A 13,360-nucleotide genomic window follows, 5' to 3' on the forward strand; every position below is an offset into this window, starting at 1 on the left:
TTTTTTCAGGTTATTCATATTTCTAAATTGCACAAATAATTAAACTATTATGAAGAATTATAGAAAAATAACCTTTCCAATGATCTTTATCATTGGAATGATGGCTTTTTGGAGCTGTGAGCAAGGCGAAGGCTCATCTTCTACCAAACCCAAAGCAAGAGGTGCAATCGGGGAAATAGTGTTGGCAATTGATTCAGCCAAATGGGACGGTCCAGTTGGTGAAGCTTTGAGAGAAGTATTTGAGTCAGATGTCCCAGGATTGATCAGAGGAGAAAGAATGTTTGACATCCGGAAAATTGATCCCAGCGCTATGTCAAGGATTTTCAAAATATCAACCAACATTATTTTTGTAACTACTTTTGATGACAAAAAAATCGGTAGCCAAAACATAAATGCAATTTTTACCAAAGAAGCCAAACAAAAAGCTGCTAGCGATCCAAGTCTCTACCTTTTGAGAAGTGAGGACGAATTTGCTAAAGGACAAGAAGTGATTTATCTATTTGGTAACAATGAGTCCCAATTGGTAGAAAATTTATTGAAAAACAAAAACAAGCTGCAGAACCTGTTTCAGGTGAGGGAGAGGGAGAGAATGGAGAAAGTACTGATGAGTAGAAAAAGCTCAGAAGCAAGAGTCGCCTCAGAAAAATTGGGCCTGGCAATCAACACGCCGGCATCTTATCAGATTGTCAAATCCGAAGATGATTTTCTTTGGTTAAGACAACCTACCCCCACCACAGACCGACCCGACATCAGCCTGTTTTTCTACGCTACAGATTACACATCTGAGGAGCAGGTTTTCCCTGATTCATTGATGGGGTTGCGGGATAAAATTGCAAAAAAACACATCTTTGGGGACCCTAGAAATCCAAATTCCTATTTGACAATCGAAAGAGTGGATCCTACTCCTCTATTCAAAAACTTCCTGATCAAAGATAATTATGGTGTAGAAATCAGAGGCGGATGGAAAACCAATAACCTTAGTATGGGAGGATCCTTTTTGGCTTACGTGATTGTGGATTCAAAAAATGGAAAACTTTACTACATGGAAGGCTTTGTTTACTATCCCAATGAGGCTCACCGTGAAGCAATCCGAGAAATAGAAACCATCCTATTGGCTACTGATCTTTTGGGCGAAAAAGAAAAAGCTAGCTGATCCCTTTATAATTAAAAACCTTTATGGCTATTAAAATTAGAAAACAAGACGCATTAAATTACCATTCACAGGGGAAACCCGGAAAAATAGAAGTTGTACCCACCAAGCCGCTTTCCAGCCAGTTAGACCTAGCACTCGCTTATTCGCCCGGAGTGGCAGAACCCTGTCTGGAAATAGCTGAAAACAAAGAAAGTGTCTATAAATATACGGCCAAAGGCAATTTGGTTGCAGTAATTTCCAACGGTACCGCCGTCCTTGGATTAGGGAATATTGGCCCGGAAGCATCCAAACCTGTGATGGAAGGAAAAGGTGTCCTTTTCAAAAAATTTGCAGGAATTGATGTGTTTGACATTGAGATCGCAGAAAACGATCCTGACAAACTTATCCATATCATCAAATCCCTCGAACCTACTTTTGGAGGTGTCAATCTGGAAGATATCAAAGCACCTGAGTGCTTCATCATCGAACAGACACTTAAAAGGGAAATGAATATCCCGGTCATGCATGATGACCAACACGGAACAGCCATTATCTCCGGTGCGGCATTGTTGAATGCCTTGGAAGTAGTGGACAAGAAGATCGAAGCAATCCAATTGGTAGTCAATGGAGCAGGCGCTTCAGCTATTGCTTGTACCCGATTCTACATGACTCTTGGCGTAAAACCCGAGAATATCATCATGTGTGATAGAAAAGGAGTCATCAGGAAGGATAGAGCCGATCTGGATGCGACCAAAATTGAATTCGCAACTGCTAAGGATCTTCATACACTCACAGAGGCGATGACGGGTGCAGATGTTTTTCTAGGTTTGTCATCCGCTAATTCTGTACATCCCGAGCAAATAATGCTCATGGCAAAACATCCCATTGTTTTTGCTTTGGCCAACCCCGATCCTGAAATTGCTTATGACCTCGCTATGGCTACTCGAGATGATATAATCATGGCAACAGGAAGATCCGATTATCACAATCAGGTGAATAACGTTCTCGGTTTTCCTTATATCTTCCGTGGCGCCCTTGATGTAAGAGCAACATCCATCAATGAAGAAATGAAACTTGCTGCCTCCAAGGCTATTGCTGCATTGGCAAAAGAACCGGTTCCCGATATTGTCAATAGAGCATATGGTGACAATAAAATCACCTTTGGAAAAACCTACCTAATACCAAAACCATTGGACCCAAGGCTGATTACTACCATCGCACCTGCAGTAGCAAAAGCAGCCATGGAATCAGGTGTTGCCAAAACCCTGATCACGGATTGGGAAGCTTATAATTTAGAACTTCAGGAAAGAATCGGCATTGACCAGAGGCTGATGCTCCGTGTAGTGACAAGAGCCAAGAAAGATCCTAAGCGGGTTGTATTTGCAGAAGCTGATAATGTCAAAATCCTGAAAGCCTCCCAGCTTTTGAGAGACGAACGGGTAGCTATTCCGATTTTGCTTGGAAATAAAGAGAAAATAGATTCCCTCATAGAGGAGCATAACCTCGACTTGACCGGAGTGACCATCATCGATCCTTACATGGATGAAGAGAAACTCAAGCACTATGGTAATATTCTCTATGAAAAGAGAAAAAGAAAAGGCTTGACTCCGTCAGAATGTATCCGTCTGATGAAAGACCGTAATTACTATGGCGCCATGATGGTGGAGCTCGGTGAGGCTGATGCATTGATCTCAGGGCTTACTAAAGATTACCCAAAAACCATCCTTCCGGCGTTGCAAGTAATCGGCGTGAAGCCAAATGTCAATAGAGTCGCCGGTATGTATATCATGAATACGTCCAAAGGTCCGTTCTTTTTTTCGGACACCACAGTAAATGTAAATCCAACGGCAGAGCAATTGGTCGAAATTGTAGGATTGACAGCAAGTGGGGTTCGGTTTTTCAATATTGAACCAAAAGTCGCAATGCTTTCCTATTCAAATTTTGGATCAGCAAAGGGGGAAATAGCCTCCAAGACTGCTATTGCCACCAAAATGGCAAAAGACCGATATCCGGAACTTATCATCGAGGGAGAAATGCAGGCCAACGTCGCTGTGGATGAAGAAATCCAAAAGGAAACTTACCCTTTCAGTTCATTGATTGGCCATAAAGTCAATACCCTGATATTCCCAGACCTCAGCTCCGGAAACATAGCATATAAACTTCTTTCCGAATTGGGAAATGCAGAAGCAATCGGACCTGTACTATTGGGGATGAACAAACCTGTTCATATATTACAGCTTGGAAGTTCGATACGGGATATTATCAACATGGTAGCTATCGCAGTGGTAGATGCCCAAACAAAGGATTAAAGAATGATTGCATATTTAAAAGGGAAATTGGCTTACAAAGACCCGACGTTTGTAATAATTGATATTTCAGGTGTAGGTTACGAAGTCAAAATTTCACTTCAGACCTATTCACAGATCAAAGATGAGGAGCTAGTTATGCTCCTCACTTATTTAAGTATCAAAGAAGACAGCCATACTTTATATGGATTCAGCCAAGATTCAGAGAAAAAATTGTTCCTCAACCTGATTTCTATATCGGGAGTTGGACCCAATACCGCACTCATGATTCTTTCTTCTTTGACCTCAGAAGAACTCGAAAATGCAATTGTGGGCGAAGACGCCCGAACTATTCAAAATGTGAAAGGTGTAGGGGCCAAAACTGCACAGAGGATAATTCTTGAATTGAAGGATAAGATCAAGAAAGTATCATTTGCTGATGTAGTCATCCCAAGCTCTTCCTTTTCAAAAACCAACAATAAAACAAAAGAAGAGGCGTTACAAGCCTTGCTGACATTAGGGTTTACCAAGGCCGTTGCGGAAAAAAACATCGCAACTGTTTTAAAAAATACCGGTCCGGAAATTTCTTTGGAAGAATTAATTAAAGCATCTTTAAAAAACCCGTAATCATCACAAACCCGACTGTCTTTTGTATCCGCAATTTTTTTCAAAAAAAAGCGCAACAACTCATTTGAAACCAATAGGTCTTCTGATTCTGGTCTATTGCTTATTGATTTTTAATTCTTTACAAGCCCAGGAAATCAATGCTGACAGTGTCCAAACCAGACTTGACAGCGTTCAGAGCAGAATTGATTCTTTGAATAAAAGGAGAATGCTTCCCTCATTTTTGCTTTGGCAAAATATGAGGACCAATCCCCTATTTCCTACCCAAAACCCATACCTGCCAACATATTCTCCATTCAATAAAGTAGGTCCTATCCAACCCAATATTCAGGTGGAAATGGACTCAATACCTCGGTATCGAATTCAGGATCAACTCGATTCCACAGATGTAGATCCGGGTGTAGTGTATGATTTTGATGAATTTTCCAAGATTCAGGAATATAGGGTCAGACAGGAATATTGGCGCAGCAGGTCCAAAGGTCTCGATGGGGAAAGCCCTGTCAGTGGAAGAAATCTGATCCCACCGATCACTACAAGTCCAAGCCTAGACCGAATTTTTGGTGGAAGCGATATCAACATCATCCCAACAGGTTTTGTCGATCTGGACCTTGGGGCAATTTTTAGGAGAATAGACAACCCATCCATCCCAGTCAGGCAGCAACAAAACGGAAACTTCAATTTTAACCAACAGATCCAAATGGCTGTTAATGGAACTTTGGGGCAAAAATTGAAAATCGGGGCAAACTTTGATTCCAACAATTCCTTCGATTTTCAAAACCAACTTAAGGCAGAATATACGGGTTTTGAGGAAGACATCATCAAATCCATAGAAATCGGAAATGTCAGCATGCCTGTCCAAAACAGCCTGATCCAAGGTGCCCAAAACCTATTTGGTGTCAAAACTCAGCTTCAATTTGGCAAACTTTTCGTCACAGGCGTGGCTTCTACTCAAAGAGGCCGAAGAGATGAACTAGTAATAGAAGCAGGTGGACAGGGAAGACAATTCGAAATCCAAGGCTCTTCCTATGATGAAAACCGCCACTTTTTTCTTGGACATTTCTTCAGAGACAATTACGAAAGATGGCTGAGAGGTCTCCCGCAGGTCCTTTCAGGGCTCAACATCACCAGGGTGGAAGTTTACATTATGAACCGTGCCCAGAATACAGAAACCCTAAGAAATTTTACATCTTTCATAGATTTAGGGGAAGGTTCGAGAATATATAAACCCGAAAATCCAAACATCGGTCCCGGAAACCCCAATGCACCAGCCTTCAACCAGGCCAATTTACTTTTTGATAGACTCAATGGAAATCCGGCATTCAGACCATTTGACACAGGTTCAGGTGCCATAGAATCCAACCTTGGGCTAACTAGAGGCATAGATTTCGAACAGGTCAATGGGGCAAGGAGATTGGCTGAGACTGAATTTCAATTCAACAGAGAACTTGGTTACATTTCCCTTTCAAGAAGGCTCCAAAATGACGAAGTTTTGGCGGTTTCCTTCGAATACACCTACAATGGACAGGTATACAAAGTAGGAGAATTATCAGAAGACTATCAGAACCGTCCGATCTCTGACCTGATTTTTCTTAAAATGCTCAGGCCGGCAAGGATCAACATCAGGATTCCCACTTGGGATTTGATGATGAAAAACATTTACAACCTGAATGCCAACCAGATCCAACAAGAAGGATTTCAACTTCAGGTGATCTACAGGGATGATAGGACAGGTCTGGATAACCCAACTCTTCTTGAAGGTGAAAACGTCAAAAACAGACCCCTGATCAGGTTGACCGGACTTGATAACCTCAACCCTCAAAATGATCCCGCACCTGACGGCAACTTTGATTTTATCCCAGGCATTACTATTTTTCCTGAACGGGGTTTATTGGTATTTCCTGTACTTGAGCCTTTTGGAAGAACACTGCGGAATCAGTTTTTGCCAAATGAAGCCAATCTAGCCAATAAGTATGTTTTTGACACCCTGTACCGGACGACACTAGCCGATGCAGAATTGGTGACCCGATATGACAAATTCTTCATCAAGGGTAGGCTCACTGCAGGCTCCGCTTCTGAAATTTTGTTACCAGGGCTCAATATATCACCGGGATCGGTCATCGTGATGGCAGGTAATATTCCACTGACAGAGGGAGTTGATTTTACTATTGATTATAATTTTGGTAGAGTCACCATCATCAACGAAGGAATCCTACAATCAGGAAAGAGAATTTCTATCAGTTTTGAAAAGGCGGATTTGGTATCCTTCCAGACTCGGAGTTTGTTGGGGACAAGGCTTGATTATATCCTCAATGATAAATTCAATGTTGGAGGTACTTTCTTGTATTTGAACGAGCGGCCGAATATCACAAGGATTGCCATCGGTAATGAAACCCTGAGGAACAGCATGTGGGGATTGGATGCCAACTTCAGTGACGAATCCAGATTCCTGACCAAATTGGCTGATGCCTTACCTTTTACCAATACCAAAGAGAAATCGTTGGTGCAGATCAGTGGTGAATTTGCACAGCTCCTCCCAGGTACTTCCAACCAGGTTTTGGGAGAGCCTACTAACTATATAGACGATTTCGAAACAGCCATAACTCCATATGGTCTAGGCGGCTCAGCAGCACAGACTTGGCATCTAGCGGCTACTCCAAAAACAGACAACAACCAATTTGACTTGAGTGCTATTACCCCTGACAGACTCGGCAGCGCCTATCGCAGGGCAAAAGTAGCCTGGTACAATATTGATAATATTTTTTACAGAGATGGAGGGGCGGATGTCCCTTCCAATATCACCAAAGAAGACCGGGTCAATCATTATGTGAGGGGTATTTTGCCACAGGAAATATTTCAAAACAGATCAAGAGATTTTGTTATACTACCTGAACCTCTTTTTGAATTGGCGTATTTTCCAAGCGAAAGAGGGATGTACAATTACAACCCAAACCTGACTACGGACGGTTTTCTTCCCAATCCAAGGCAAAATTATGGTGGGGTAACCAGACCGATCACCACTGAAGTGGATTTTGACAGAACCAACATCGAGTACCTTGAATTCTGGTTGTTGGATCCATTTATTGAAGGAGAAAACGGAAGGGTTTTGGATGGGAATTTTAACCAGAATAACCGTACAGGAGGAAAACTGATTTTTAACCTAGGGGAGGTTTCGGAGGATGTCATCAAAGATGGCAGACATGGATTTGAAAATGGCTTACCTGCAGATGGAAATCCGGATAATGCCAACGTCACCGAATGGGGTAAAATTACCCAACAACAATTTCTCCTTCCTGCCTTTGATAATTCACCAGAATCAAGGGTAAATCAGGATGTCGGACTGGATGGGTTGAGAAATGAGGAAGAAGAAGAATTTTTCAGAAGCCGGTTTATTGACCGACTCAATGTGAGTCCTGCGGCCTTGCAGAATATCCGAAATGACCCTTCCGCTGATAATTTTCAATATTACTTAGGACCTGAACTTGACAATAACAATATCAAAATCCTTGAGAGATATAAGAAATTCAACGGTATGGATGGGAACACGCCCATTTCCACTAACAGCAACCTGTCTTTTGTTCCTGCTGGTTCTAACCTTCCAGACAATGAGGATCTGAACAACGACAATACCATCAATGAACTTGAAGCTTACTATGAATATGAGATTGACCTCAGACCGGGACAACTGGAAGTAGGGAGAAATTATATCGTGGACAAAGTGACTACCAGTCAAAGCGGTGACCAAGTCAATTGGTACCTGTTCAGAATCCCTGTAAGGACTCCGGATAGGGTTCAGGGAGAAATCTCCGGATTCAAATCCATCCGATACATGAGAACTTACCTGACCGATTTCGAGCAGCCTGTAGTCATGCGTATGGCAAACTTCCGCTTGGTAGCAAGCCAATGGCGGATATTTTTGGAATCTCTTTATGAAAGGGGATTTTTTGAAATTCCTGAGCCTGACAATTCCAATTTCAGTGTCGATGTGGTCAATATTGAAGACAATGGACAGGGAAGCGCCACCCAAAGCCCCTACGTATTGCCTCCAGGGATCGTCAGGGACAGGGATAATCTTGCCACTGTCGAAAGGGTATTGAATGAGCAATCCATCAGACTATGTGTGGAAGACCTTCAGGCCAAAGACGCAAGAGCTGTTTTCAAAAATGCAAACTCATTGAATATGGTGCAGTTTGAGAGGATGAAGATGTTTATCCATGCAGATAGCGAAAATACACAAGATGGAGAATTGACCGCATTTTTGAGATTGGGAACAGATTATACAGATAACTATTATGAAATCGAAGTTCCGCTCAATATCACTCCAAAAGGAACTAGAGATCCCCGACAAATATGGCCTTTGGAAAATGAGATCGATATTGCCATCAATGAGATCGTTGGAGTCAAAATCGAAAGAGACAACCGACGGGTACCTTTAAATCTGGCGTTTTCCCAAGATATCCGACAATATAAAGTGACCGTGGTGGGCCGTCCCGAATTGAGCCTTGTCCAAGGCCTGATGATCGGGGTGAGAAATCCCGGAAGCGGCAGTGGGGCCTCCAGGTCCATTTGTATCTGGGCAAATGAATTGAGGTTGACAGGATTTAAGGAATCAACCGGATGGGCAGCCAATGCCAGACTCAATGCGCAGATTGCAGATGTCGCCACTATTTCAACCTCTGTAAGGCACAATACCTTTGGATTTGGAGGTTTGGAAACAAGACTGTCACAGAGAGCAATTACTTCAGCCACCCAATACGATGTATCTGCAAATGTCAATCTTCATAAAATCCTTCCTGAGGGATTGAACCTGACGATTCCAATGTATATCAGTTTTGAAAATGCCACTACCAAACCGCAGTTCGATCCATTAAATCCTGACGTACTCTTTGATCTGGCACTCCAAAAATTCCAAACAGATTCCGAAAGAGAAATTTACACGGATCAGGTTTTGGATCAAATGACCCGAAGAAATATTGGGTTTACCAATGTGCGGAAAAACAAAAACCCAAATCAGGAAAAGAACCGGGTCTATGATTTGAGCAACTTCTCCTTTTCTTATGCACATGGTTCTGTGAGACAAAGTAATATCAATACAGAAAGCTATCTATTTGAGACATACTTGGGAAATATTGCTTATGTGTACCAGCCAAAACCTGTAGTCCTTGAGCCATTCAAAAATTCTGAATGGGCCGGAGGAGAGAAATTCAGCCTTATCCGGGACATGAATTTTAACTTTGTTCCGACTTCCTTTGCGGCTAGAGTGGATGTGGACAGGCGGTTTTTGCGCACTCAATACCGCAATGACCAATTGACTATCGATGGGGTTGATCCTTTCTTCCAAAAAAGCTTCTTCATCAACAGGACCTATAATCTAAACTGGGATCTTACCAAAAACCTACGGGTGGATTACCTCAGCAGGGTCATGGCTGTGGTAGATGAACCGGACGGTGACATAGATTCAGAAACCAAAAGGGATTCATTGCGGAACAACATCAGGAATTTTGGAAGGACAACAAATTACAACCATCAGGTAAATATCAATTACAAGCTACCGCTTGATAAAATCGGGGCTTTGAACTGGATAGGTATGGATTACAAATATGCCGCTACTTATTCATGGCTTACAGGTGCCATCGGACAGCGGGATACTTTGGGTAATGTGATTCAAAACACAAGGGATAGGGCCATTGTGGGTAAATTGGATTTTGTCAAACTTTATAATAAAAGCGCCAAATACCAAGCATTGAATGCACCGAAGCGGCCAAGTATTCCCGGAAGAACTGCAGTGAGTGCGGAGGATACCATCGGTACACCTTTTACAAGGAAAACCATTCAGTTCCTCACCATGATCAAGGATATCAACTTCAGATTCTCCAATGTCGAAGGTACCTTCTTACCTGGATATATGGCAGAGACAGGATTGTTGGGATTGGACAGAAGCTTCCTGAACCCTAGCTTTGGATTTATTTTTGGTAGTCAGGATCCTAATGTTCGATTAAGTCTAGCGGAGCAAAATCTGATGGCGCCTAGTACAGAAATGACTCAGCTGTTCAGACAAAACCAAACCAAAAACATTCAGGTCACTGCTTTAGTGGTTCCATTTAAGGATTTTAACATCAACTTTGAAGCAAGAAAAAGAGAGACAGGAGACTACACAGAGATTTTCAGGAATTCCACCGAAAATCCCGGAGATTTCAACTCCCTGAGTCCTAACCGATCCGGAGCTTACAGCATCACCTATTCGATAATAAGAACAACTTTGGCGAGAGATGATCAAAATAACAACTCCCCTCTTTTTACAGATTTTGAACAAAACAGAAGCATCATACAGTCAAGGCTGAATGCCCAAAATCCCGGTGGGGAATATTCTCTGAATGGTCAGGATGTACTGACACTTTCATTCTTATCGGCTTATTCAGGACGAGATCCGAATACCATTGAGCTAAACCCTTTTCCAAAAATTCCCATACCAAATTGGCGGGTAGATTATAAAGGTTTGAGTCAGGTCCCTGCGTTAAAAGAATATTTCTCCAGTATAAGCTTGACACATACTTATGCCTCTTCGTACGATGTAAGTAATTTTTCCAACTCACTCTTATATAACCAAGGGCTTGAATTGTATAACACCATCCGGAATTTTCCTGGAGCAAACCTCACCAATGAATTTGGTGAATACATCCCTGTTTTCATCTTGAATCAGGTAGTACTTTCTGAGCGTTTTGCTCCTTTGATCGGTATCAATCTATTGACAAAAGACAGATTGAATATTGTGATGGAGTATAATTCTGAAAGAAATCTAGGATTGAATTTCTCCAATGCGCAGGTAACAGAACAGACGAGCAGAGATTTTGGGTTTGACTTAGGATATACCAAAGCCGGTGTAAAAATCCCATTCAAAATCAAAGGAAGACAGGAAATCCTCGAAAATGACCTGCAGTTTAGGTTAAGTACCAAAGTCGTAGATACAAGGCAGGTACAGAGAAAAATCGAAGAAGGAAGCACAGTGACCAATGGTAACCTGAATATTCAGATACGTCCAACAATCGGGTACATTGTGAGTAAAAGCCTAAATATTACGATCTATTTTGACAGGACTGTAAACGACCCGAGGGTCACTACAGCCTTCCGTAGAAGTTCTACAGCCTTTGGTGGACAATTAAGATTTAATTTAGCACAATAGGTTTTTACATTAGTCGAATCCTTGTATTTTTGGACACAATAAATATAATCCAATATGAATTTTCCTAAGGAGCTCAAGTACACCAAAGACCACGAATGGGTCAAAATTGAAAATGACATCGCAGTCATTGGGATTACAGAATTTGCACAGAGAGAACTTGGTGACATTGTCTATGTCGAGGTGGAAACTGTCGGCGAAACCATCGCTGCCGGTGAGGTTTTTGGTACTGTAGAAGCTGTGAAGACCGTTTCTGATCTTTTTATGCCATTGGAAGGCGAAATCATTGCGTTCAATGAAGAATTAGAATCTTCTCCAGAATTGGTAAACGAATCTCCTTATGAATCAGGATGGATGATCAAAGTGAAATTTACTGGAGATGCTCCTACTGACCTTTTGTCTTTTGAAGAGTATTCCGAATTGGTAGGAGCGTAATTTAAAAAAACGATCCAATCAAGCAGAAATCAGGAAATCCACACATTCCAAACGTTAGAATTAATGAAACGTTAGAATGGGTAAAATTTAATCTTAATAGTTCTTGAGAAATAATTAGGCTAATTGGTTCAATAATTTGATACAAGGCAATTTCATCTCTTGTAAAAATTAAAATAAATGGCTAAAATTGTTATCTCTTTATTTGTAAAAAATAATTAACCTTATAAATCAACAACCATGGAAGCTAAAAAGACGCCACAAGCGGATTTATCCAAGAAGACAGGAATGTTCCTGAATCTTGGGTTAGCCATTAGCGTCGGGTTATGTCTATTTGCTTTTGAATACAAATCCTATGATGATAGGAATTTGAAAGATCTAGGCAGTGTCTCCGATGACTTTGAAGAATTGCTCGATATTCCAATCACAGAACAGCCACCACCGCCACCACCGCCAATTGAACAGCCTGTCATTCAGGAAATCCCCGATGAAGTTGAAATTGAAGAAAAGATAGAAGTTAACTTCGATGTGGATGTACAGGAAGAAACAGTCATCAAAGAAGTTGTGATCGCTGACGCTCCTGTAGTAGAAAAAGCAGATGAAATTTTCGACGTGGTTGAAAATTCTCCTGAATTTCCAGGAGGAATGGAAGCTTGGAATGAGTATCTAAGAAAGAATCTTAAATACCCAACTCAAGCAAGACGAATGGGAATCGAAGGTACTGTTTATGTTGTGTTCGTTGTGAATACAGATGGATCTGTACAAGATGTGGAACTACTAAGAGGTATCGGTGGAGGTTGTGATGAAGAAGCCCTAAGGGTTGTAACCGGAGCACCAAAATGGACGCCAGGTAAGCAAAGAGGTCGTCCTGTAAGAGTTAGGATGAGACTTCCGATAAGATTCAAATTAGGATAATACATAAGGGGCCACAAGCCCCTTATTTTTTTAACATTCTTTAATATGGTAATTATAGTTAAATTGACAGATTAGTGGTCAACACTTTTTAAATTCATGGACACCAAACATACGACCATGGAAACCAAGAAAAACCCGTCTTCAGATCTTGACCAAAAAAGAGGTTATTTCCTCAATATTGGTCTTTGTATCAGTTTGTCTTTGCTGCTGTTTGCTTTTGAATGGAAAACAGAAATAATGAACCACAGGATTTTTGATGAGTCTGACATTCTTTTTGGGGAAGAAAATATCCCGGAAGTGCCCCTCACCCACCAAACCCCGCCTCCTCCAAAAATCATCAATCCCGTCATCGAAATCGTCCCCGATCAGATTGCCATCCCTGACAGCGACATCCTCATTGATTTGGGTACAGAAGTTATTCCGGATATTGTGCTTGAGGGACCACCTGTGGTGGAATCGGTAGTCGTCTTGCTTGACTTTTCGGAAGTGATGCCCCAACCTGTGGGAGGAATGGAATCATGGAACACCTACCTATCCAAAAACATGAAATACCCGACTCAGGCAAGGCGTATGGGAGTGGAAGGAACTGTCTATGTATCTTTTGTGGTAAACAAATATGGCAAAATTGAAGACCTAGAGGTAATTAGAGGAATCGGGGCAGGTTGTGATGAGGAAGCCATCAGGGTAATCCAAGAAGCAGAAAATTGGATTCCCGGAAGAAACGGTGGATTGCCTGTAAAAGTTAAAATGCGGGTTCCGATCAAATTTAGGTTACAATAAAAAAGGCCCAAATGGCCC

General features: G+C 41.7%; 7 protein-coding genes. All 7 read left to right on the forward strand.

Annotated elements, in window-relative coordinates:
* Positions 1-79: 79 nt before the first annotated feature.
* Positions 80-1,153 (forward strand): DUF4837 family protein, encoded by a 1,074-nt coding sequence (locus tag M3O96_RS14590; RefSeq protein ID WP_249721722.1) that lies wholly within the window; start codon positions 80-82, stop codon positions 1,151-1,153.
* A gap of 23 nt (positions 1,154-1,176) precedes the next feature.
* Positions 1,177-3,441: an NADP-dependent malic enzyme gene (locus tag M3O96_RS14595; protein ID WP_249721723.1), complete on the forward strand. Its 2,265-nt coding sequence runs from the start codon at positions 1,177-1,179 to the stop codon at positions 3,439-3,441.
* A gap of 3 nt (positions 3,442-3,444) precedes the next feature.
* Positions 3,445-4,044, forward strand: a complete 600-nt coding sequence (gene ruvA / locus M3O96_RS14600) for a Holliday junction branch migration protein RuvA (RefSeq protein ID WP_249721725.1) — start codon at positions 3,445-3,447, stop codon at positions 4,042-4,044.
* Between the two features lie 235 nt (positions 4,045-4,279).
* On the forward strand, positions 4,280-11,218 hold the full coding sequence (sov, locus tag M3O96_RS14605) for a T9SS outer membrane translocon Sov/SprA (protein WP_249721726.1): 6,939 nt from the start codon (positions 4,280-4,282) through the stop codon (positions 11,216-11,218).
* A 54-nt stretch (positions 11,219-11,272) separates the two neighbouring features.
* Positions 11,273-11,650, forward strand: a complete 378-nt coding sequence (gene gcvH, locus M3O96_RS14610) for a glycine cleavage system protein GcvH (protein WP_249721727.1) — start codon at positions 11,273-11,275, stop codon at positions 11,648-11,650.
* A 237-nt stretch (positions 11,651-11,887) separates the two neighbouring features.
* A complete protein-coding gene (locus tag M3O96_RS14615; RefSeq protein ID WP_249721728.1) occupies positions 11,888-12,562 on the forward strand; it encodes an energy transducer TonB in 675 nt (224 codons plus the stop codon).
* A gap of 117 nt (positions 12,563-12,679) precedes the next feature.
* On the forward strand, positions 12,680-13,342 hold the full coding sequence (locus tag M3O96_RS14620; protein WP_249721729.1) for an energy transducer TonB: 663 nt from the start codon (positions 12,680-12,682) through the stop codon (positions 13,340-13,342).
* Positions 13,343-13,360 lie beyond the last annotated feature (18 nt).

Source organism: Aquiflexum sp. TKW24L (assembly GCF_023502205.1).
GTDB lineage: Bacteria > Bacteroidota > Bacteroidia > Cytophagales > Cyclobacteriaceae > Cognataquiflexum.

Excerpts from the sequence above, each read along its gene's own strand:
- gcvH (WP_249721727.1), top strand. The coding sequence starts at position 11,273 with ATGAATTTTCCTAAGGAGCTCAAGTACACCAAAGACCACGAATGGGTC.
- sov (WP_249721726.1), top strand. The coding sequence starts at position 4,280 with ATGAGGACCAATCCCCTATTTCCTACCCAAAACCCATACCTGCCAACA.
- ruvA (WP_249721725.1), top strand. The coding sequence starts at position 3,445 with ATGATTGCATATTTAAAAGGGAAATTGGCTTACAAAGACCCGACGTTT.
- M3O96_RS14620 (WP_249721729.1), top strand. The coding sequence starts at position 12,680 with ATGGAAACCAAGAAAAACCCGTCTTCAGATCTTGACCAAAAAAGAGGT.
- M3O96_RS14595 (WP_249721723.1), top strand. The coding sequence starts at position 1,177 with ATGGCTATTAAAATTAGAAAACAAGACGCATTAAATTACCATTCACAG.
- M3O96_RS14590 (WP_249721722.1), top strand. The coding sequence starts at position 80 with ATGATCTTTATCATTGGAATGATGGCTTTTTGGAGCTGTGAGCAAGGC.
- M3O96_RS14615 (WP_249721728.1), top strand. The coding sequence starts at position 11,888 with ATGGAAGCTAAAAAGACGCCACAAGCGGATTTATCCAAGAAGACAGGA.